The following is a 20386-nucleotide window of genomic DNA, read 5'->3' on the forward strand; positions in this document are numbered from 1 at the left end:
GAAACGTGACATTTCAAGCCACTTTCCATGCTGCACAGCGGCGCTGACAGCCCCCTTTGTTCGGGGGCGCCGTACCATTTCGCGCGCCCACCTCTCGACAGCCGGCAAGCGGTCTCTAGAGTGCCGAGCGTCGCCGGCACAGAGAGCATCCAATGAAAAAACGTCGACATGTTGGCCTAGTATGCTTTGTCTCGATGCCGCTCGCGCTGCATGCCCAGGAGCGCAGGCTTCAGGTAGAGGATCTGATGGCGATCGACGTCGGCGAGGTCCGCAAGGTGAGCAGCCCGGAAAACGGCGTTGATATGGTTTATGTATTGCAGCCTTATCAGGATCGGATTTTCTTCGCGTTCGAGGGCCGGGACAGGTCAACGAGACACTCGACACGATCGGTTACAAGGGCGACGAAGGCAGTTGAGCGGTGCTGTCCATCACCGGCTCCCACGTCGACATGCTCCGGGTAGGTCGCTCCCGCAACCTTGATCTCCTCAACGATCATGAAGGGAACCACCTGGCTCTACCGGCAGGTTTCGAGCCTCGAGCGTGCGCGGACGGATCGCACGCCGCCTTTTCAAAAGTTCGTTACCGTGATCGGCTCTACGTTATTCTCGGCAATAGCTCCGAGTAACCGCAATCCTCTTTCCTCCGGGCGCGTCTTTCTGCAAAGTGACGAGTCGAGGGAAGAACAGGGGAACTCTATGTATGAATATGCCATAGCGTGGGAATGGTTGGCTTTTGCGGCCCGCTGGTTTCACGTCATTACCGCGATTGCGTGGATCGGCTCGTCCTTTTATTTCATTGCGCTCGACCTCGGCCTAGTGAAGCGGCCGCACCTTCCGCCCGGCGCCTATGGCGAGGAATGGCAGGTTCACGGCGGCGGCTTCTATCACATCCAGAAGTATCTGGTGGCGCCCGCGCAGATGCCCGAGCACCTGACCTGGTTCAAATACGAAAGCTATTTTACCTGGCTCTCCGGCTTCCTGATGCTCTGCATCGTCTACTATGGCGGCGCCGATCTCTTCCTCATCGACCGCCATGTGCTCGACATTACCGCTCCGGTCGCGATCCTGATCTCGCTCGCCTCGCTTGCGGTTGGCTGGGTCATCTACGACCTCTTGTGCAAGTCGCCGCTCGGCAAGAACACCTGGGGCTTGATGGCGGTTCTCTACGCCGTGATCGTCTTCATGGGCTGGGGCTACACGCAGCTCTTTAGCGGCCGCGCCGCCTTCCTGCATCTCGGCGCCTTTACGGCAACGATCATGTCGGCCAACGTTTTCATGATCATCATCCCGAACCAGAAGATCGTCGTCGCCGACCTGATCTCCGGGCGCACGCCCGATGCCAAGTACGGCGCGATCGCCAAGCAGCGCTCACTCCACAACAACTACCTGACGCTGCCCGTGATCTTCTTCATGCTGTCGAACCACTATCCGCTGGCCTTCGGCACCGCCTATAACTGGGTAATCGCCGCCCTCGTCTTCCTGATGGGCGTCACCATCCGCCACTGGTTCAACACGACGCATGCGAGGAAGGGCCGCCCGACCTGGACCTGGATCGTCACCGTGATCCTTTTCATCCTGATCATGTGGCTGTCCACGGTGCCGCAGGTGCTAACCGGCGAGAAGGATGCGCAAGCGGTTGCCCCCGCCTTTCAGCAATTCGCCGGCGACCCGCATTTCCCCGCGGTCAAGCAGCTTGTCGGCACGCGCTGTTCCATGTGCCATGCCGCCGAACCGGTTTATGAAGGGCTAGCGCGGCCGCCAAAGGACGTCGTCCTCGAAACCGATGCGGAAATTGCCGCTCATGCGCGCGAGATCTATATACAGGCGGGCCGCAGCCACGCCATGCCGCCCGGCAACGTGACCGATATCACCCCGGATGAGCGCAAGCTGCTCGTCGCCTGGTTCGAAAGCGCAGTCGAAGGCAAACAGGAATGATCTCAGCCGCCCTTCGCGCCCTTCTCCTCGCCGCCACCCTGACCGCCTGCGGGCAGAGCGGAGCGGATGCTTCGGGATCGGAGGGCGGCGCGGCACCAGCCGCTGGCAATTTTTCCGGCGATCTGAACGCCCTTGGCACCGAGCCCTTCTGGGCGATCAAGATCCGCACCGACGGGCTCACGTTCAGCCGTCCAGGTATCGAGGACGTCAAAAGCGCCAACTCCGGTCCGGTCATCGAGAACGATCGCGCCACGTGGACGATCGCCGACGGGCCGGCACCCTTCAAGCTGACGCTGACCAAAGGGGATTGCTCAGACGGCATGTCCGATCGTCACTACACGCTGAACGCGGTTCTGGCATTCAGAGACAAGACCATGTACGGCTGCGCCGACACTCCGGCGGCCATTGCCGCCCAGCCGGCGCCCTGACGCCAACGGCGCAACAAGAAGACAATCGACAGAGACAGAAAGCCATGACACATACCCTCCTCCGCGGCCGCCTGCTTTCCTTCCTGCGCGCACCCCAAGATCTTGGCGATAGTGGAAGCTATCTCTACGAAAGCGACGGCGCCCTCCTGATCAAGGATGGCCTGATCGTTGCCTGCGGCGCGTATGACAAGGTGAGTCCGCACGCCCCCGCCGATGCCGTAACCGTCGACCATCGTCCTCATCTGATCATGCCTGGCTTCATCGACATGCACCTGCATTTCCCGCAGATGCAGGTCATTGCCTCCTATGCGGCAAACCTGCTGGAATGGCTGAACACTTATACTTTCCCCGAGGAATGCCGCTTCGTCGAAAGCGATCACGCCCAGCGCATCGCCACGCATTTCTACGATGAGCTCGTGCGCCACGGCACGACGACGGCCGTCGCCTACTGCTCCGTCCACAAGACCTCCGCCGACGCCTTTTTCGCAGAAGCGCTGAGGCGCAGCATGCGCATGATCGGCGGCAAGGTGATGATGGACCGCAACGCCCCGCAGGGGCTGCTCGACACACCTCAGATGGGCTATGACGAGACCCGCCAGATCATCGCGGACTGGCACGGCAAGGCGCGCTGCCACGTCGCCATCACCCCGCGCTTCGCGATTACCTCGACGCCCGCACAGATGGAGGCCACCCAGGCGCTTGCCCGCGAGTTTCCCGACCTCCACATCCAGACTCACCTCTCCGAGAACCACGACGAGATCAAGTTCACCTGCGAGCTTTATCCCGAGGCGATCGACTACACCGACATCTACGCGCGCTACGGCCTGCTCGGCGACAAGACGCTCTTCGGCCACTGCATCCATCTTTCGGATCGCGAGGCCGATGCGATGAGCGAAGCAGGCTCGGTCGCGGTGCATTGCCCGACGTCGAACCTCTTCCTCGGCTCGGGTCTTTTCCCGCTGAAGGCGCTTGCGCGCCGCGAAAAGCCGGTGCGCATCGGGGTCGCGACCGACATTGGCGGCGGCTCCAGCTATTCGATGCTGCGCACGATGGACGAGGCCTACAAGATCCAGCAGCTGCTCGGCGAACGCCTGAACCCGTTGGAGAGCTACTATCACATAACATTGGGCAACGCCCGGTCACTGTCCCTTGCCGACAGGATCGGTACGCTCGATGTCGGCTCCGACGCCGATATCGTCGTCCTCAACGCCGCCGCAACGCCCGCCATGGCGCTCAAGATGGAGGTCGTGAAGACGCTGCCGGAAGAACTCTTCCTGCTGCAAACCATGGGCGACGACCGCGCGATCGTGGAGACCTATGTGGCAGGCGTCGCCGCCAAGAGTGCGATCTGAGATCTGCCCGTTGAGGTCGGCATCGGTCCGCAGCGAGCAGGCGAATTTCGTATGCCTCACCCCCGGTAGCGAAGCGCATTGACCAGCAGGGCGAAGGCCGGCGACGTCTGCCGGCTGCTCGGATAATAGAGATGATATCCGGGGAACGGCGCACACCAATCCTCAAGGACGCGAACGAGCCGTCCATCGGACAGTGGCTGCCACACCAGCGCCTCCGGCATAAACGCCAGACCGAGGCCAGAAAGCGCTGCGTTCAGCCGTAACTGCGCGTTGTTGAACACCAACTGCCCCTCCACCCGCACCTTTACCTCTCGCCCTTCTTTCTCGAACTCCCAGGCATAGACCCCGCCATAGGTCGGCAGGCGCAGGTTGATGCAGTTGTGGTCGGTGAGTTCGGCAGGCGCCTGCGGCTTGAGCTGCCGGTCGAAATAGGCAGGCGCTCCGACGACAGCCATCCGCATGTCCGGCCCGATGCGCACAGCGATCATGTCCTTCGCCACCTGCTCGCCAAGGCGGACGCCGGCGTCATAGCGCTCGGCGACGATGTCGGTCAGCCCGTAGTCGACGATGATCTCGACATTGATATCGGGATAATCAGGCAACAGCCTCTCCAGCGCGGGCCAGAGTATGGCGTCAGCGGCGTGCTCTCCCGCCGTGATGCGGATCGTACCCGCCGGCTTCTCGCGAAATTCGCTGAGCGCAGCCAACTCGCTCTCGATCTCATCGAAACGCGGCCCGATCGAGCTCAGCAGACGCTCGCCTGCCTCCGTCGGCGACACGCTGCGTGTCGTGCGCGTCAGCAGCCGCAGGCCGAGGCGTGTTTCAAGGCCGCGGACGGTATGGCTGAGCGCCGATTGCGACACGCCGAGCTTGGCTGCGGCCTTCGTGAAGCTTCTCTCCCGCGCCACGGCCAGAAAGGCGATGAGGTCGTTGATCGATTGCCGCGTCATTCATGAATCTCACTCATAAGTTTATGCCGTTTATACCATCTAATCGCAGGAAAGCATCCGCACTAGATCTTCTTCCGAACGTCGGCCGAGCAGCACGCTCCTGAGCTCACGAAAGGACGAAAGATGAAAATCAAGCGAAACGGCTCCGATCCATCCGCCAAGGGACCGGCGGATTATTTCACTGGGACGGTCCGCATCGATGCGCCGTTCAACGGGGCGGCGCCAGCACGCGTCGGCGGTGCAACGGTGACCTTCGAGCCCGGCGCCCGCACCGCCTGGCACACCCATCCGCTCGGTCAGACGCTGATCGTCCTCTCCGGTACCGGCCGCGCACAGCGTGACGGCGGACCTGTGGAAGAAATTCGCGCCGGCGACATCATCTGGTTCGAACCGGGCGAAAAGCACTGGCACGGCGCATCCGCGACAACAGCCATGACCCACATCGCGATCGCCGAAGCCCTCGACGGCAAGGTGGTCGACTGGATGGAAACGGTCACCGACGAACAATACCAGGGCTAGGAAAGGGAAATTCCATGCAGAAGCGCACACTCGGAAAAAGCGGCCTCGAAGTCTCCGCGCTCGGCCTCGGATGCATGGGCTTAAGCTATGGCTACGGCCCGGCAATGGACACCGCGGACGCGATCAAGTTAATCCGCGCCGCCTTCGAACGCGGCGTCACCTTCTTCGACACCGCGGAAGCCTACGGTCCCTACAAGAACGAGACCCTGCTTGGCGAGGCGCTGGCGCCATTCCGCGACAAGGTCGTCATCGCCACCAAGTTCGGCTTCAACTTCGGCCCGGATGGCGGCCAGAGCGGCATGAACAGCCGCCCTGCTCATATCAGAGAGGTTGCCGATGCGGCGCTGAAGCGCCTCAACACCGACGTGATCGACCTCTTCTACCAGCACCGCGTCGATCCTGACGTGCCGATCGAGGATGTCGCCGGCACGGTCAGGGACCTGATCAGCGAAGGCAAGGTCAAGCACTTCGGCCTTTCGGAAGCCGGCGCCAGGACGATCCGCCGCGCGCATGCAGTGCAGCCGGTCGCCGCGCTGCAGAGCGAATATTCGCTGTGGTGGCGCGAGCCAGAACAGGACATCCTGCCGACGCTCGAGGAGCTTGGCATCGGCTTCGTTCCGTTCAGCCCCCTCGGCAAGGGCTTCCTGACCGGCGCGATCAATGAGACGACCACCTTCGACAGCAAGGATTTCCGCAACGTCGTTCCGCGCTTTTCCGCCGAAGCCCGCAAGGCCAATCAAGCGCTCGTCGATCGCCTCGGCGAGATCGCCCGCGACAAGGGCGCGACCCCGGCACAGATCGCGCTTGCCTGGCTGCTGGCCCGCAAGCCCTGGATCGTTCCGATCCCCGGAACGACAAAGATGCACCGTCTGGAAGAGAACATCAGCGCCGCTGCCGCGCAGCTGACGGCGGAAAACCTTGCCGCCATCGAAACCGCGCTCGCCGGCATAAAGGTCGAGGGTGACCGCTATCCGGCACACCTACAGGCAAGGGTCGACCGCTGAGCGGTGACCAAGCGAAGGGAAAGGATCTGTCATGACTACAGTATCAAGGACAAGGTCGTCGTGATCACCGGCGCGAGCAGCGGCCTTGGTGAAGCGGCGGCCAGACACCTGGCGCGAGACGGCGCCAAACTCGTTCTCGGCGCCCGGCGTCTCGACCGGCTGAATGCGATCGCCGACGAACTCGGCCCCGGCAGCGACGCCGTCGTCGAGACCGACGTAACTAAGGTCGATCAGGTCAAACGCCTGGTCGACCACGCCGTTCGGCTGCATGGCCGCGTCGACGTCATCATCAACAATGCCGGCCTGATGCCGCACTCTCCGCTGGAGCGCGGCAAGGTCGAGGGTTGGGACCGCATGATCGACGTCAACCTCAAGGGCGTGCTCTACGGCATTGCCGCAGCGCTGCCCTATATGAAGCAGCAGAAGAGTGGCCATGTCATCAACGTCTCGTCGGTCGCCGGCCACAAGGTCAATCCGGGCGGCGCCGTTTATGCCGCGACCAAGCATGGCGTGCGCATCATTTCCGAAGGGCTGCGGCAGGAGGTAAAGCCCTTCAACATCCGCACGACGATCATCTCGCCGGGCGCCGTTGCGACCGAGCTGCCCGACAGCATCACTGAACCTGACGTCGCCGAGCGCGTCCGCAAGGTCTACGCAATGGCGATCCCGGCCGACTCTTTCGCGAGTATGGTTGCCTTCGCCATGAGCCAGCCGGAGGATGTCGACGTCAACGAGATCCTGTCAGGCCGACCAAGCAAGAATATTGACTAGGGGCGGCCGGCTCAGGCCGCCTCTTAGCCCCAACCACCTGCGCTATTGCCCACGGAAATGCCCGCAGCTGCTAGCCGGACCACGGAATCGACTTCAGTGCCTCCATCACAACCCGGATGATCGGCACGTTGCGGATGTCGGCATGGACGACGAGCCAGAACTCCCGAGTCAGCGGCTGCCGCTGAGGAATAGCCTCGACGAGATCATCACGACCCGCCAGCATGAAATTTGGCAGCATGGCGATGCCGCCGCCAGCGCGCGCCGCCGCCAGCTGGAATTCCAGCGTCGTTGCCCTTAGTGCCACCTTCCTTCCCTCAGTCGCGTCGGCGAGCCGGATCGACTGCGGTGCGCTCGCCATCGTTTCATCGTAGGCGATGAAAGTCCGCTGTTCCTCCAACGTCGCGGCCAGATAGGCAGCCGTGGCATAGAAGCCGAAGCCGACATTCCCAAGCTTGCTGATGACGAAATTGCCCTGTTCCGGCTTCGTCATGCGGACCGCAATATCCGCCTCCCGCCTGTCGAGTGACGCATAGCGGGTCTCGCCGACGATGGTGATACCAATATCTGGGTGGCGGGCTCGCAAGGCGACCAGCGCTGCCGGCAACATTGCAGCCGCGAGCGTCGGTGGCGCGCTGATCCTGACCTCGCCGGCAAGCGTCGCGCCGGCCGCAAGCCCCAAGCGTTCGATGGCCTGCGCCTCCTGCCCCATCCGCTCCGCCATGCCCGCCACCCGCTCGCCCTCCGGCGTCAGCACGATGCGCCGACCGCGCCGGTCGACCAGCTTCACACCCATCTGCTCCTCGAGCCCGGCCACTCGACGGGCAATTGTCGCGTGCTCCACTCCGAGGGCGCGCGCAGCTCCGAGCAACGTTCCGGCACGAGCGAGCGCCGCGAAGTAGCGAAGGTTTTCCCAATCGATCATTGTTCATTTTTTCCCATGCAATGAGAAACGATAGGGAATTTTCGACCATAACGCCATGGGCGATGATGGCTGCAGCAGCAATCGGAGAGCACGTTTCATGGATAAGGCCGTTACGCTTCTCGCACCAGGAGGCATCGAGCAACTACAGGTATCAGAACAGCAGCCGCAGGAGCCTGGCGCAAACGAGATCCGCATCCGTCACGACGCGATCGGTATGAATTTCCTCGATATCTACCACCGTCGCGGGCTCTACGCCCTGCCGGCCTATCCCGCCGTACTCGGGGTCGAGGGAGCAGGCACTGTCGAAGCCGTTGGAAGCGCCGTCACGAGACTGAAACCCGGCGATCGCGTAGCCTATGCCGGCGCGCCTGTCGGCGCCTATGCCGCGACAAGGCTCTTGCCGGCGGCCCGCGCCGTTCTCCTGCCCGATGGCGTACCTTCAAAGGTTGCGGCCGCGTCCATGCTCAAGGGGCTGACAGCGTACATGCTCTTGACGAAGACCTATCGCGTCGAGCCCGGAACGACCGTTCTCATTCATGCCGCCGCCGGCGGGCTTGGAAGTATTCTCGTGCGGTGGGCAAAGTATCTCGGCGCTACAGTCATCGGAACCGTGAGTTCGGAGGAGAAGGCCGATCTCGCCCGCAGCTACGGTGCGGACCATCTGATCATCGGCCGAGACGCAGATGTCGTCGCCGCAGTGAAGCGGTTGACGGACAGCCGCGGCGTCGATGTCGCGTATGACGGCATCGGGGGCGGCATGCTGGCAAAATCCATAGCGGCCGTTCGTCCCTTCGGTGTCGTCGCCACAATCGGACAGGCCGGCGGGCCGATCCCGCCTGTCTCAGTTGATGAGCTTCGCCCCGGAAAATCGCTGACACATCCCAGCGTCATGGCTTACATCACGGACACTGCAGCCTACCTGACGGCAGCTGAAGCCGTGGTCGGAATGCTGGCTTCAGGCATAACGTCGACAATTGCCCGCGAATACCCTCTAGAGGCGGCTGCGGAAGCCCAGCAATTCCTTGAGGAAGGACGGGCGGCAGGCAGCCTGATTCTTGTCCCATAGGCGACGAAAGAGATACACAAAGCCTCGGAAATCATGTTAAGGGCCATGGCGTTATTCAGATGTGAAAGTCTTATCCATGGCCACTCCTCTCACAATCGCCGACCTCAAGAGCCTCGCCCAGCGCCGCGTCCCGAAGATGTTTTTCGACTATGCGGATTCGGGTGCCTGGACGGAGTCGACCTACCAGGCGAACGAGAGCGATTTTGCCAAGATCAAGCTGCGCCAGCGCGTCCTCGTCGACATGACGAACCGGACACTTGAAACGACCATGATCGGCCAGAAAGTGTCGATGCCAGTGGCGCTCGCCCCGACTGGCATGACTGGCATGCAGCACGCAGACGGCGAAATGCTGGCAGCCCGTGCTGCGGAAGAAGCCGGCGTTCCCTTCACGCTGTCGACGATGAGCATCTGCTCGATCGAGGATGTCGCCTCGGTTACCACCAGGCCATTCTGGTTCCAGCTCTACGTGATGCGCGACAAGGATTTCGTGCTCAACCTGATCAACCGCGCCAAGGCGGCGAAGTGCTCGGCTCTCGTATTGACCGCTGACCTGCAGATCCTCGGCCAGCGCCACAAGGACCTGCGCAACGGTCTCTCCGCCCCGCCGAAGTTCACGCCGAAGCACATCTGGCAGATGGCGACACGCCCCTTCTGGTGCCTCGACATGCTGCAGACCAAGCGCCGCAGCTTCGGCAACATCGTCGGCCACGCCAAGAATGTTTCCGATCTCTCGTCGCTCTCCTCCTGGACCGCCGAACAGTTCGACCCGCAGCTCTCCTGGGCCGACGTCGCCTGGATCAAGGAGCAGTGGGGCGGCCCGCTGATCATCAAGGGCATCTGCGACGTCGAGGACGCCAAGGCAGCAGCAGAAACAGGCGCCGACGCCATCATCGTTTCCAACCATGGTGGTCGCCAGCTCGACGGCGCCCCCTCTTCGATCAGCATGCTGGAGCCAATCGTCGATGCGGTCGGCCACAAGATCGAAGTGCATCTCGACGGCGGCATCCGCTCCGGCCAGGACGTGTTGAAGGCAGTCGCCCTCGGCGCCAAGGGCACCTATATCGGCCGCCCCTTCCTTTACGGCCTCGGCGCCATGGGTAAGGACGGCGTTACACTCGCGCTCAGCATCCTCCGCAAGGAGATGGACATCACCATGGCGCTCTGCGGCAAGCGCGACATCAACGACGTCAATTCTTCCATACTGCTCGGTCGGCAGTAAGAAAAGAAGCTACGGCATCCAACCGGTCGCGAGCGCGCCTGCCCAATCCGGGCGGGCGTTTTCATTTGCGAGGCGCGACATGGCCATGTAGTCGTAGGCGACCGTGCGGAAGGCAGGGAGCCAGCCGGTCTCGCCCTTTTCCAGGATACAATAGGACGCCAGCGGGTGGCCGGTCTCGACCTTGTGGTAATGCGGTCGATCGTCGTCATAGGCCGGGCAGCCGACGCTGCCGGGATTGACGATCAGCCTGTCATCGCTGAGGCGAACCAGTCGCGGGATATGGCTATGGCCACAGAGGATCAGCGGGAAATCCGCGCCCGTGGCCAACGCCTCGATCTCTGCAAGCGGCTTCAGGAAGACATGGCCTTCCGTAGACACGGATTCCAGCCAATAGGTGCTGTCGTTCGCAGGCGTCGCGTGGCAAAGGTAGACCTCGCTCCGATAAACGGCGCTCGTCGGCAGGCCGCGCAACCATTGCAGGTCGTCCGCCGTCAGCTGATCAAACGCTGCCGTGTCCGAAAGATGCATGGCCTCGCGCCGCTGTTCGATCAGATAGCGATCGTGATTGCCGCGGACGGTTAGCATGTCTCGCTCCCGCAGAAGCTCCGCAGTTCGCCCTGCCGTCAGCGGGCCGCTGAAACAATCGCCGAGATTGACGATCTCGGTAACGCCCTGCGCCGCGATATCGGCCAGCACCGCCTCGAGCGCCAGATGGTTGCCGTGTACATCCGCGATCGCCGCAAACCGCATCACCTAGCTACCGCGATAGGTCGAATAGCCGTAAGGCGAGATCAACAAGGGCACGTGGTAATGCGCGGTGACGTCGGCAATACCGAAGCGGATGGGCACGAGATCCAGAAAGGCCGGGTGTGGCAGAGCAATACCCTCGGCGCGCAGATAGTCTCCGGCATGAAAGACGAGTTCATAAGTCCCCGCCTTGAAGCTATCGCCGATCAGGATCGGCCCGCCGTCGACGCGGCCGTCGGAATTGGTCTTGACCGTCTTCATATGGCGACGGACCTCTCCTTCAAGGTGAAAGAGATCGATCCGCAATCCCTCGGCCGGCTTGCCGGACGCGGTATCTAGTACGTGGGTGGTCAGTCCGGTCATAGGCTCGGCTCGCTGATGATGAAGGGCCTTTCGAAGAAGTATTCTTCCAGATTGTTGCCGGGTCCCTCGCGGTCGACAACAAGGAAATCGCTTACGGCGCCAAGCGACATCAACGGGTGGTGCCAGGTATTGCGGCGATAGTTCACGCCCTGATCGCCCCGCGCCAGAAACACCCGCGGACGACCGGGCTTGCCGCCCTCGTCCTCGGAGACGACGACGAGATAGGGGCGGCCGGAGATAGGCGAAAAACTCTGGCTGCCGAACGGATGCCGCTCCATCATGCCAACTTCATAGGGAAAGTGGCGCGGCTGGCCGCGAAACAGGTTGATGATGACGCGCGCGCCCTCGCCTGCCGCTTCGGCAGCGGCAAGCGCATGGAAGCGCTCGGTCGTTCCGTTGTTGATATAGCGCATCGTTACCGGATCGGCTTCGATGATATCACCGAAGGGCGCAAAGGCGGATTTGGTCAGCGGAACAATATCGAGGATTTGAGACATGTCTTTATTCGCCTTCGGCACGCCAATTGCGCACGAGGTCAAGTCTGTAGAGCAGGTCGGGAACATCGTCTTTCGCGGTCGCCCAAATCTTGTCGAGATCGATGTCGAAATAGCCATGAGCAATACGATTGCGCATGCCTCGCATCGCGCCCCAAGGGAACTCGGGGTGCTCTACCATAAACTCGGGATGGATCTTTATGAGTTGTGCAGCGATCTCCGAAGCCATCAGGAGGCTCATTCCGACCGCCCGCTGAAGGATGATATCAGCCAGAAAGTGCTCCTTACTGACATCGGTGACCATTTGATGGGCATCGGTAGCGGCTTGCCGCATGCGCTCCAGCAGGTAGGAAATTCGCTCGAGGCTCATATGGGCTTCGCTTCCGAAAGGACACGGATACGCACGGGTTCGGGAAAGTCGCCGGGCGTCAGCAGATGGATGGACGTACCCAGCATCATCTGTTCCAGTGCGTCCTGCAAGCCGCCCAGCGTCAACAATGTGCTGCCCGGCAGCGCATCCACCAGAATATCCAGATCGCTGTCCGGCCGGTCCTCGCCGCGCGCCACGGAGCCGAAGACACGTGGGTTCGCCGCGTTGAAGCGCTTCGTCACTTCGCGGATCGCCTGCCTGTTCTTCTCCAGCACTTCGGATGGCCTCATGGCGCAACTATAAGTCACGGGCGCAAAAGAGAAAAGCACCAAGGAGCTGCCTGTCTCAACGCCCCGGCAGTATCATCTCAAGGCGCAGAAACGCGATACGCTCGACCTGTGCGGTGGCTGTTTCGAACTCTTCATCGCGCGTGTTGTCGATGCGCTTTTCGAAGGCAGCCAGAATGTCATCCTTGTTCAGGCCCTTAACCGCGATGATGAAGGGAAAGCCGAACTTTTCGACATAGGCCGTGTTGAGCTCGGTGAAGCGGCCATGTTCCGCGGCGCTCAGCCGATCGAGCCCGGCGCCTGCCTGCTCTTTCTTGCTGTCTTCGGTAAGCTCACCCGCTATCGCGAGACGTCCGGCAAGATCGGGATGGGCACGCAGCACGCCGAGCCGCTCCTCCGGACTCGCCGCCCGGAAGATGGCAACGAGCGCCGTGTGGACACGATCCACCGTCAGTTCGTCGCCGACGAAACCGTCGTCATAGGCACGCTCGGCAATGAACGGCGAATGTTCAAAGACACCGCCGTAGCGTGACACGAACTCGTCCCGCGAAAGCATCAGATTGTCTCCGGCTTGTGGTGGGCATGCCAATGCTGCGCGATCTCGATTCGCCTGGGTATCCACACCTTGTCGTGCTTCAGCACATATTCGATGAAGCGTTTCAACGCTGCGGCGCGACCGGGACGACCGACGAGACGGCAATGCAGGCCAACCGACATCATCTTCGGGCTGCCGGCCTTCCCCTCTTCATACAGCGTATCGAAGGCATCCTTGAGGTAAGTGAAGAACTGATCGCCGGAATTGAAGCCTTGCGGCGTTGCAAAGCGCATGTCGTTCGTCTCGAGCGTATAGGGTATGATCAGGAACGGGTTGTCATCGACACCCTTCACCCAAAACGGCAGATCGTCGGCATAAGAGTCAGAGGAATAAAGGAAACCGCCCTCTTCCATGACGAGGCGCAGCGTGTTGTCCGAAGGCTTGCCTTGGTACATTCCGTAGGGACGTTCGCCGGTCAGTTCCGTGTGGAGGCGCACGGCTTCCTGGATATGCTTGCGCTCGACGTCTTCCTGGAAGTCCTTGTACTCAAGCCAGCGGTACCCGTGGCTGGCGATCTCCCAACCGGCTTCCTTCATGGCCGCGACCGCCTCCGGGTTGCGCGCCATAGCAAGCGTCACCCCATAAACGGTGGCCTGAACCTTGAGCTCCGTGAACATGCGCCACAAGCGCCAGAACCCGGCGCGCGAGCCATATTCGTAAATCGATTCCATATTGAGGTTTCGCTGACCCGGCCAGGACGCGGCACCGACAATTTCCGACAGAAGGTTTTCGGAGGCAGGATCGCCATCGAGAATGCAGCTTTCGCCGCCTTCTTCGTAATTGATAACGAACTGAACGGCCACGCAGGCATCGCCCTGCCACTTCGGGTCGGGCGTGTTGCGACCGTAACCGATCAGATTGCGCGGATAAGTTTCGGATACCATGAAATCACCTTCCTGAAAGTCGGCGAAACGGTAGCATCCAGAGAAGGAATGTCGAGACGGAAAGTACGCAACAGAGTTTTGCCTTTGCGGCGCAAACTCTTAGGCCAGTGTAGGAACACGATCTCGACGTGCGCTGACCTTGCCCATCGGATGCAGCGAATGCACGCTAAACGGCCCGCCATTCCCCTCTTCGACCATCAGCGCGACATTGGCGACCTTGACGGGATCGGCGAGGACTGGCTCGAAGGCGTTCCGAAGCGCCTGCTCGACCCGTGGCATGTCGCAGTGGCTGACAGGACCGGTCAGCGGCATATGAAAGCGAAACTCGTCCATCACAAAAGGGCTGCCCCAGCGATACAGATTGGCGAACTGCGCCGCCGACAGGCCACCCGGGTCCGTCCGCTCGATTTCTGCCTCGCTCAACGGCGCCCGGAATCGGTCGAACTCTTGAACGACGGCACTGGAAAGATAGTGGACATGTTCGCAAGGCCGCGACGGAACGAGACTGTAGAATACACCGAGCCTCGCCACCTCAAGCTGATGGATGTGAAACGGCGTCAGCGTTCCACAGAAGCGCATCAGATCCCGCAGAAGTTGCGCCTCCGTTACGTCGGCGGCGAGGCGGAAGGGCGCCTTCAGAACACCTTGGAAGCCATAGCGGCGCGGTAGCGCCGTATGGAAGGCAATCTCGTGAATGCTCAGGCCGCGGATCGCTGTCGGCTCGACCATCTCGCCAGAGAACACGTTTCGACCCAACCAGTTTGCAGCCACGTGCGAAAGCGGGTCGCTCGCAGCGGGTGTAAAGCAAATGGCATAGCGCATCCAATTTCCTCCGTCGAACAAACGGCACAGCCCTCCGTCGGCGCCGCGGTTGCGCTAGCAGATAGGTGATTTGCATGACAGAATAACGAAAGGCAGGAGGTGCTAATTCACGTTTAGCGTGAAGCGACGCAGATGTGATTGGCGAGCAAGAAGCTTTCCGGCAGCGCGAAGGGCGGCTGGCGGCCGGCCGCGAGGTGGATCGCTGCCGCAGCCAGACGGTGCGCCAGGCCGAAGCTGACCTTGAAGCCGCCGGTCAATGCGATCAGGCCGGCATGGTCGGGATGGACGCCGATCATCGGATCACGATCGATCGCTTTCGGCCGCAGACCGGCCCACCGCTCAACAACGGGCGCGCCTCGCAACGCCGGCACCAATTGGGCAGATGCCTCAAGCAGCGCGTCGAGCTGCTCGTCCGTCGAGAATGGTTCGTCGAAGCGATTCTCGCTGGTGCTGCCGACGGCGACATGGCCGCCCTCATGCGCAACGATATACAGCCCGTCGCGAAAGATCGTCGGCAAGGACGGGGCTATGTCGACTTTCAGCAGGGCTGCCTGGCCTTTGACGGGCTGGCCCAGCGGCTTCACAAGGCCACCGGTATACCGCTGCAGCAATGGAAAGGATTGGTGGCCGGCAGCGACAATGCACTGTCTGAAAGCAATGTCACCTGCACTGGTAATCGCAACCTTGCGCTCAAGAGCGAGATCATCGACCGAAACGTTTTCGGCAACGCGGACGCTCCGTGCGTCGCGCAGTGATGCCGCTAGGAGCGCGATGAGCGACCGCGGCGCGACTCTGGCGGCAAGCGTGTCGTGCACGAAGCCGCTTTCACCTGCCGCTGCGTCCAGCCAGTTGTCCTGGGGAGGCTTGTCGAGCACGCGCCAGTGGTAGCGCTGCTCGCCGGCGATCCAGCGATGCTTGGCATCCCGGGAATGACCGAGCGCGATCTCGCGCAAATGCGGCTTCGGCAGCGGAATGAGGCGGCCCGAGCGCCTATAGCCGGCGGAAAGACCGGTCTGCCGTTCCAACGCTGCAATCTCCGCCTCCAGAGAAACGAGCGCATCGAACTGAAATTGCTTCTTGGCATTCCACTTGTCCGGCATGTGCGGCATCAGCGCCCCGAGCAGACCGCCGCTCGCGCCGTGACCAAGCCGGCCGGCTTCGATGAGCCATGCATTGATGCCCAGGCGTTCCGCCTGAACCGCTGCCCATAGCCCCATGATACCGCCACCGATGATCAGCAGGGCAGTCGATGATTGACCGGAACGCGCGGTCGGACTATCGGCTTTTGGCATGACAGATACTGATCCCGAAAAGAGTGCTGGCCCCCACCAGCCGCTGGAGTGGCGCGACGGCGATATGCCCTATTCACCGGCCTTTGGCGACCATTTTTATTGCCAGACCGATGGCCGGCTGGAATGCGGACACGTTTTCCTCGCCGGCAACGGCCTGCCGCAGCGCTGGCAGGATAACGGCGACTTCCTGATCGGTGAGCTCGGCTTCGGCACAGGTTTGAATTTCGCCGAAACGTGGCGGCAATGGAAACTCTTTCGGCGCAACGGGCAGCAACTACACTTCATGTCGTTTGAACTTTATCTGATGCGGCGTGGGGAAATCGACCGTGCGCTTTCTCATTGGGCCGAGATCGACATCGAGCGGCAAGCCCTGGCGGCCGCCTGGCCGGAAACGCCGGAAGCAAGCGTCTTCCTGCGGCTCGATGACCAGACGTCGCTCAGCGTTATCCACGGCCATGCTCTCGAAGGCGTCGCGGCCGCGCAAGCCGGCTTCGATGCCTGGTATCTCGACGGCTTCGCCCCATCGCGCAATGCCGACATGTGGTCTGAGGAATTGATGCGCCTCGTCTGCGAGAAGACGAAGCCAGGCGGAACCTTCGCGACCTATGCGGCGGCCGGCTTTGTCCGACGAAACCTGATCGCCGCCGGCTTTGCGGTGGAGCGTCGTGCCGGCTTTGCCGGAAAACGCGAGATGCTCTGCGGCATCAAATCCTAGACCCCGCGTGCTGCTCGCTCGCGCGCAGCCACAGCGCAAGCTTCTCTTCGAGCAGTTCCGGGCTAATCGGTTTTGACATGTAATCGTCCATTCCGGCGTCCAGGCAGAGATCGCGGTCGACCTCCAGCGTATGCGCCGTCACTCCGATGATCGGCACGCGATGACCTTGTACGCGTTCGCGATCGCGTATTGCGCGCGTCGCGTCGTGGCCGTTCATGACAGGCATCGAGACATCCATCATGATGATGCGTGGTGCGCAGCGATCCCATGCCTCGACCGCCTCCTCGCCGTTGCCGACGACGAGAAAACTGAGGCCGGTTTCCTGCAATATCTGCGTAAAGACGATCTGGTTGACTTCGTTATCTTCCGCAACCAGCACGTCGATGAACTCCGCCGGCGGCCATTCGGAAGGCTCAGCTTTGGCGAGCGGAGGCGGCGCTGCCTCCGGAACCGTCTTCCCCGCCGCAGCGATCTGTTTCGTGCGACTTGCCCGCACGACGTCAACGATGGTGTTTCGCAGCACGTTGGCCCGCGCCGGCTTCATCAAATAGGCTTGACCGTTAAGCGCGGCGAACTCTTTCTCCGTCCCGGAAATGTCCATTGAGGTCAGGAAGATGATCGGCAGCCGTTCAAAGCGGCTGTCGGCGCGCAGCTTCCGTGCGATGTCGGCGCCGTTCATGCCCGGCATCTGGTAATCCAGCACGACCGCATCGATCTCGATGCCCAACTCGTTCGCTGCGGCGATTATTGCCATGGCCGCCGGTCCGTCCTCGGCGGCGGCCCCATCGAAGCCCCAGAGGTCCAGCTGCTCGGCCAAAATCTGTCGGTTGACCGCGTTGTCGTCGACGATGAGAACGCGCGCACCCGTCACGTTGACCGGCAAGGGCTTTGGAGCAAGGCGCGCCGCTGCCACGGTGAGAGGCAGGTTTACCGTAAAGACCGAGCCCTCCCCCGGTTCGCTGTCCACCTCGAGGTAGCCGCCGAACAAGTCGACCAGCCCTGCCGTGATGGCAAGGCCAAGCCCGGTTCCCTCATGGCGACGCGTGGAGGATGAGTCGATCTGCGAGAACTTGTCGAAAATGGAGTCGAGCTTGTCGCCCGGGATGCCGATGCCGGTATCCTCGACCCGGATGCGCGCCATGATTTCGTCTTCCGCGCCCGGCGTAAAGCCGACGTCCACAAGGACGTGACCGCGCTCGGTGAACTTTATGGCATTGCCGACGAGATTGGCGATGATCTGGCGGAAGCGGCCGGCGTCACCGATCACGGCCGACGGCAAATCGGGTGCCGCGCGCACCAGCAGCTCTATGTTCTTCTCAGCCGCCTGCGAAGACAGGAGCGTTGTAACGTCCTCGATCGCCTCGACCAAATCGAACGTCGTGCGCCTGAGGGTCATCTGGCCGGCGTCGATCTTGGAGAAGTCGAGAATGTCGTTGATAATCGTCACCAAGGCGTTGCCCGACTTGGCGATGATATCGATGAACGTCTTCTGGCGCGTGTCGAGATTGGTCTTCGCCAGCAATTCGGCCATTCCGAGAACGCCGTTCATCGGCGTTCGGATCTCATGGCTCATATTCGCCAGGAACTCCGACTTGACGCGATCGGCGGCTTCCGCCCGGGATAGCAACCGCTCAAGCTCGGCCTCACGCTGCTTCGCTTCGGTGACATCGGTGAACAGCGCAACCCAGTGCTGCCGCTCGCTGATCGTCGCATCCAGGTTAACCCAGCGCGCTCCGGCGACATGGAACGGCGTCGAAATCGGCTTCTTGGCCGCGATGTTATCGCGCCAGCTCTGCAGGATTTCATCTTCCTGCCCGTGAAAGTCGCCACGTTCGGCGCAAAACCGGAACAGATCGATCCACCCCCGTCCAACTGCGAGATATTCAGGTGGTATGGCGAGGATCTCGCTGAGTGGCTCGCTGGCAAGCAGGATGTTGCCGTCCTGAACGATCAAGAGGCCCTGCGACATCGCCCGTGTCGCGTCCTCCATCAAGTCGCCGAGATGCGCGAGAGCCGCCCGCGTTTCGTGAATTTCCTTCTCCCGCTGGCGGACCGCAGTGACATCAGTATAGGAAAGCAGGACGCGACCGTTGGAAAGGCGGCCGCCCTCGAACAGGACCCGCTTGCCGTTAACCCAGCCCAGTTCTATTGGCGGCTGCTGTTCCGCAGCAAAATGCTTCTCGCGCCGGGCAAGGATCTGCTCCGGCGTGAGCCTGTCCCCATAGCGACCGAGTTGGTGATTGCGACGGATGACGTCGATGAAGGCCAAGCCGTCGAAGCGGTCGTCACGTGGTAGATCCCAGACATCGTAGAACTCGTCATTGGCGTAGAGGACGTTGCGCTCTTCGTCGAGGATCATGACACCGACTGGGAGAGCACGAAGAATGCCTTCAAGATCGTCCGTCAGCGCCCGGCTGCGAGCCAAGTCGGATGCCGAAAGCGTCGGCTTGGCCCCTGTCAGCTGATCGCCGCCGTCTTGATGTGGAGCTGTCCTTTCAAAAATACCGAGCACATAGACGCGGTCTTCGGACGGCGAGAAACTCTCGATCCGCACCCGCTCGCGCCCGAAGCCCCTGCTGTCCAAACAAACGGCACTTTCCTCACTCGCGAAGACGAGCGCGCGCCGCTCCTTGTCTTCGCGGGCCTCCTCTTCCGGCGTATCGATAAGTTCTCGGCTCCGGCAGCCGATGAAATCAGGGATCTCCCTTCCGAAGAAGGATGCATAGGCCTCGTTGACGGCCACATAGCGAAGCTCGCTGTTCTTGACATAGGCGGGGCGCTCCAGATCCGCGATCCGGCGGCAGGCCAGCTCGAGAAGGTCCCCGCTCGATGTCAAAGTTGGTCCTCAGTCAGGAAAAGCTTACTCATCGAGCAAGTATAACGGGCGCTCTTTAACAACCCTTTAACCATAATGCAGCGGCACCCTGCAGGACGCAGGTAACCTGTGCTCTAGCGCCGGCGCGGCCGCTGCGATGCAGCAGTTCAAACCGAATAAACCCTGCGGAACTGTGGTATAGTTTCACTCGTTTCTAAAATGAACTCGTTCAGTTGGCCCGTATACCCGAACGGTTTCGCCTGACGGCTTCAGGAACAAGCATCGTCTACGAAAGGAGACGACCATGTCCGTACTTCATAAAAGCATGGCGGCGGGCTTAATGGCATTGACCCTGACGGGTACAACCCTCATCCCGGCAACGCCCGCGAACGCCAATCATGACTTCTGGGGAGGCGTTGCCGTTGGAGCAGTCGGCGGCCTGCTGCTGTCGCAGGTTGGGCGCCCCTACGCCTATTACGGCTATCCGGGCCCATACTATCGACCGTACTATCGGCCGTATTACAGGTCCTACTATAGGCCGTACTACCAACCCTATTATGGGGGCTACTACAGGCCGGCATATCGGAGCTATTACAGGCCTTATTCGCGGTACTACTACGCGCCTCGGTGCCATATCGTATGGCGGCACAACGGTTGGGGCGACGCTTACCGGACACGGGTCTGCTACTGAGAACGGCGCTGGCATAGGGTGTCGCTGCGGTGGGCGTTGAGCCTGTGCTCTTGACTTTTGGCCCCAACTAGACCAAATGCAGGCCAGCTTTCACCTTCCGGCCGCCGCGTGAGCGTGCCCCTGCCAGCAAATAGGAGCAGGAAGAA

General features: G+C 61.5%; 22 protein-coding genes and 1 pseudogene. 10 read left to right on the plus strand and 13 right to left on the minus strand.

Translation table 11 applies throughout. The features are described from left to right. Positions 1-325: 325 nt before the first annotated feature. Entirely contained in the window at positions 326-496 is a 171-nt protein-coding gene (locus tag IB244_RS19685; protein WP_192305305.1) for a hypothetical protein, read from the minus strand. Between the two features lie 199 nt (positions 497-695). Here IB244_RS19685 and IB244_RS19690 point away from each other — a divergent pair, with 199 nt between their 5' ends. The 3 genes from IB244_RS19690 to guaD are packed head-to-tail and all read left to right on the plus strand — an operon-like array spanning position 696 to position 3714. Then, complete coding sequence (locus IB244_RS19690; protein ID WP_192305306.1) at positions 696-1934, plus strand: urate hydroxylase PuuD; 1239 nt, start codon at positions 696-698, stop codon at positions 1932-1934. Further along, positions 1931-2362, plus strand: coding sequence for a COG3650 family protein (locus IB244_RS19695; RefSeq protein WP_192305308.1), 432 nt, complete (start codon positions 1931-1933; stop codon positions 2360-2362). Before IB244_RS19690 ends, IB244_RS19695 begins: the two co-directional genes overlap by 4 nt. Before the next feature lie 44 nt (positions 2363-2406). Further along, positions 2407-3714 carry a guanine deaminase gene (gene guaD / locus IB244_RS19700; RefSeq protein ID WP_018857527.1) on the plus strand — a complete coding sequence of 436 codons (1308 nt, stop codon included), beginning with the start codon at positions 2407-2409 and terminating at the stop codon, positions 3712-3714. Between the two features lie 56 nt (positions 3715-3770). On the opposite strand, the gene IB244_RS19705 is transcribed toward guaD, so the two are convergent. Next, a complete protein-coding gene (locus IB244_RS19705; protein ID WP_025660448.1) occupies positions 3771-4664 on the minus strand; it encodes a LysR family transcriptional regulator in 894 nt (297 codons plus the stop codon). Between the two features lie 123 nt (positions 4665-4787). Here IB244_RS19705 and IB244_RS19710 point away from each other — a divergent pair, with 123 nt between their 5' ends. From IB244_RS19710 to IB244_RS19720, 3 genes and pseudogenes are all read left to right on the plus strand, one after another. Beyond that, entirely contained in the window at positions 4788-5183 is a 396-nt protein-coding gene (locus IB244_RS19710) for a cupin domain-containing protein (RefSeq protein ID WP_018857525.1), read from the plus strand. 14 nt (positions 5184-5197) lie between these two features. Beyond that, positions 5198-6187: an aldo/keto reductase gene (locus tag IB244_RS19715; RefSeq protein ID WP_018857524.1), complete on the plus strand. Its 990-nt coding sequence runs from the start codon at positions 5198-5200 to the stop codon at positions 6185-6187. A 24-nt stretch (positions 6188-6211) separates the two neighbouring features. Further along, a pseudogene (locus tag IB244_RS19720) lies at positions 6212-6954 on the plus strand (SDR family oxidoreductase). Positions 6955-7028: 74 nt separating this feature from the next. Here the strand turns inward: IB244_RS19720 and IB244_RS19725 are convergent. Next, the gene (locus IB244_RS19725) at positions 7029-7880 is read right to left on the minus strand and encodes a LysR family transcriptional regulator (protein WP_192305310.1); all 852 of its coding nucleotides are present in this window, start codon (positions 7878-7880) and stop codon (positions 7029-7031) included. Positions 7881-7977: 97 nt separating this feature from the next. On the opposite strand from IB244_RS19725, the gene IB244_RS19730 reads away from it, so the two are divergent. After that, on the plus strand, positions 7978-8946 hold the full coding sequence (locus IB244_RS19730) for a quinone oxidoreductase family protein (RefSeq protein ID WP_113471113.1): 969 nt from the start codon (positions 7978-7980) through the stop codon (positions 8944-8946). A 76-nt stretch (positions 8947-9022) separates the two neighbouring features. Further along, complete coding sequence (locus tag IB244_RS19735) at positions 9023-10165, plus strand: alpha-hydroxy acid oxidase (protein WP_018857521.1); 1143 nt, start codon at positions 9023-9025, stop codon at positions 10163-10165. Positions 10166-10174: 9 nt separating this feature from the next. Here the strand turns inward: IB244_RS19735 and IB244_RS19740 are convergent, their stop codons facing one another. From IB244_RS19740 to IB244_RS19780, 9 genes are all read right to left on the minus strand, one after another. Further along, positions 10175-10915 (minus strand): metallophosphoesterase family protein, encoded by a 741-nt coding sequence (locus IB244_RS19740; protein WP_026371823.1) that lies wholly within the window; start codon positions 10913-10915, stop codon positions 10175-10177. 3 nt (positions 10916-10918) lie between these two features. Next, positions 10919-11275, minus strand: coding sequence for a hydroxyisourate hydrolase (uraH, locus tag IB244_RS19745; protein WP_018857519.1), 357 nt, complete (start codon positions 11273-11275; stop codon positions 10919-10921). After that, positions 11272-11772 (minus strand): ureidoglycolate lyase, encoded by a 501-nt coding sequence (locus tag IB244_RS19750; protein WP_192305312.1) that lies wholly within the window; start codon positions 11770-11772, stop codon positions 11272-11274. The genes uraH and IB244_RS19750 overlap by 4 nt, the downstream gene beginning before the upstream one ends. A 4-nt stretch (positions 11773-11776) precedes the next feature. After that, entirely contained in the window at positions 11777-12139 is a 363-nt protein-coding gene (locus tag IB244_RS19755; RefSeq protein ID WP_018857517.1) for a DUF86 domain-containing protein, read from the minus strand. Next, entirely contained in the window at positions 12136-12429 is a 294-nt protein-coding gene (locus tag IB244_RS19760) for a nucleotidyltransferase family protein (protein WP_025660454.1), read from the minus strand. Before IB244_RS19760 ends, IB244_RS19755 begins: the two co-directional genes overlap by 4 nt. Positions 12430-12484: 55 nt before the next feature. Continuing rightward, positions 12485-12982 carry a 2-oxo-4-hydroxy-4-carboxy-5-ureidoimidazoline decarboxylase gene (gene uraD / locus IB244_RS19765; protein WP_018857515.1) on the minus strand — a complete coding sequence of 166 codons (498 nt, stop codon included), beginning with the start codon at positions 12980-12982 and terminating at the stop codon, positions 12485-12487. Then, the gene (gene puuE / locus IB244_RS19770) at positions 12982-13905 is read right to left on the minus strand and encodes an allantoinase PuuE (RefSeq protein ID WP_192305314.1); all 924 of its coding nucleotides are present in this window, start codon (positions 13903-13905) and stop codon (positions 12982-12984) included. Before puuE ends, uraD begins: the two co-directional genes overlap by 1 nt. A gap of 99 nt (positions 13906-14004) precedes the next feature. After that, on the minus strand, positions 14005-14727 hold the full coding sequence (locus IB244_RS19775; protein ID WP_018857513.1) for a DUF1045 domain-containing protein: 723 nt from the start codon (positions 14725-14727) through the stop codon (positions 14005-14007). A gap of 113 nt (positions 14728-14840) precedes the next feature. Then, positions 14841-16019 carry an NAD(P)/FAD-dependent oxidoreductase gene (locus IB244_RS19780; protein WP_113471115.1) on the minus strand — a complete coding sequence of 393 codons (1179 nt, stop codon included), beginning with the start codon at positions 16017-16019 and terminating at the stop codon, positions 14841-14843. On the opposite strand from IB244_RS19780, the gene mnmD reads away from it, so the two are divergent. Beyond that, positions 16018-16734, plus strand: coding sequence for a tRNA (5-methylaminomethyl-2-thiouridine)(34)-methyltransferase MnmD (gene mnmD, locus IB244_RS19785; RefSeq protein WP_113471116.1), 717 nt, complete (start codon positions 16018-16020; stop codon positions 16732-16734). The two genes, IB244_RS19780 and mnmD, sit on opposite strands and share 2 nt — an antisense overlap. Here the strand turns inward: mnmD and IB244_RS19790 are convergent. Then, complete coding sequence (locus IB244_RS19790) at positions 16724-19570, minus strand: response regulator (RefSeq protein WP_113471117.1); 2847 nt, start codon at positions 19568-19570, stop codon at positions 16724-16726. The genes mnmD and IB244_RS19790 overlap by 11 nt on opposite strands. Before the next feature lie 283 nt (positions 19571-19853). On the opposite strand from IB244_RS19790, the gene IB244_RS19795 reads away from it, so the two are divergent. Continuing rightward, entirely contained in the window at positions 19854-20240 is a 387-nt protein-coding gene (locus IB244_RS19795) for a hypothetical protein (RefSeq protein ID WP_082728539.1), read from the plus strand. The last annotated feature ends 146 nt before the right edge of the window (positions 20241-20386 follow it).

The sequence above is a fragment of the Rhizobium sp. RHZ02 genome (assembly GCF_014851575.1).
Classification (GTDB): Bacteria; Pseudomonadota; Alphaproteobacteria; order Rhizobiales; family Rhizobiaceae; genus Rhizobium; species Rhizobium altiplani.

Coding starts and splice junctions, on each gene's coding strand:
- mnmD (WP_113471116.1), top strand. CDS start 16,018: ATGACAGATACTGATCCCGAAAAGAGTGCTGGCCCCCACCAGCCGCTG.
- IB244_RS19695 (WP_192305308.1), top strand. CDS start 1,931: ATGATCTCAGCCGCCCTTCGCGCCCTTCTCCTCGCCGCCACCCTGACC.
- IB244_RS19715 (WP_018857524.1), top strand. CDS start 5,198: ATGCAGAAGCGCACACTCGGAAAAAGCGGCCTCGAAGTCTCCGCGCTC.
- IB244_RS19755 (WP_018857517.1), bottom strand. CDS start 12,139: ATGAGCCTCGAGCGAATTTCCTACCTGCTGGAGCGCATGCGGCAAGCC.
- puuE (WP_192305314.1), bottom strand. CDS start 13,905: ATGGTATCCGAAACTTATCCGCGCAATCTGATCGGTTACGGTCGCAAC.
- IB244_RS19730 (WP_113471113.1), top strand. CDS start 7,978: ATGGATAAGGCCGTTACGCTTCTCGCACCAGGAGGCATCGAGCAACTA.
- uraD (WP_018857515.1), bottom strand. CDS start 12,982: ATGCTTTCGCGGGACGAGTTCGTGTCACGCTACGGCGGTGTCTTTGAA.
- guaD (WP_018857527.1), top strand. CDS start 2,407: ATGACACATACCCTCCTCCGCGGCCGCCTGCTTTCCTTCCTGCGCGCA.
- uraH (WP_018857519.1), bottom strand. CDS start 11,275: ATGACCGGACTGACCACCCACGTACTAGATACCGCGTCCGGCAAGCCG.
- IB244_RS19725 (WP_192305310.1), bottom strand. CDS start 7,880: ATGATCGATTGGGAAAACCTTCGCTACTTCGCGGCGCTCGCTCGTGCC.
- IB244_RS19760 (WP_025660454.1), bottom strand. CDS start 12,429: ATGAGGCCATCCGAAGTGCTGGAGAAGAACAGGCAGGCGATCCGCGAA.
- IB244_RS19735 (WP_018857521.1), top strand. CDS start 9,023: ATGGCCACTCCTCTCACAATCGCCGACCTCAAGAGCCTCGCCCAGCGC.
- IB244_RS19710 (WP_018857525.1), top strand. CDS start 4,788: ATGAAAATCAAGCGAAACGGCTCCGATCCATCCGCCAAGGGACCGGCG.
- IB244_RS19795 (WP_082728539.1), top strand. CDS start 19,854: ATGTCCGTACTTCATAAAAGCATGGCGGCGGGCTTAATGGCATTGACC.
- IB244_RS19690 (WP_192305306.1), top strand. CDS start 696: ATGTATGAATATGCCATAGCGTGGGAATGGTTGGCTTTTGCGGCCCGC.
- IB244_RS19685 (WP_192305305.1), bottom strand. CDS start 496: ATGATCGTTGAGGAGATCAAGGTTGCGGGAGCGACCTACCCGGAGCAT.
- IB244_RS19705 (WP_025660448.1), bottom strand. CDS start 4,664: ATGACGCGGCAATCGATCAACGACCTCATCGCCTTTCTGGCCGTGGCG.
- IB244_RS19775 (WP_018857513.1), bottom strand. CDS start 14,727: ATGCGCTATGCCATTTGCTTTACACCCGCTGCGAGCGACCCGCTTTCG.
- IB244_RS19750 (WP_192305312.1), bottom strand. CDS start 11,772: ATGTCTCAAATCCTCGATATTGTTCCGCTGACCAAATCCGCCTTTGCG.
- IB244_RS19780 (WP_113471115.1), bottom strand. CDS start 16,019: ATGCCAAAAGCCGATAGTCCGACCGCGCGTTCCGGTCAATCATCGACT.
- IB244_RS19740 (WP_026371823.1), bottom strand. CDS start 10,915: ATGCGGTTTGCGGCGATCGCGGATGTACACGGCAACCATCTGGCGCTC.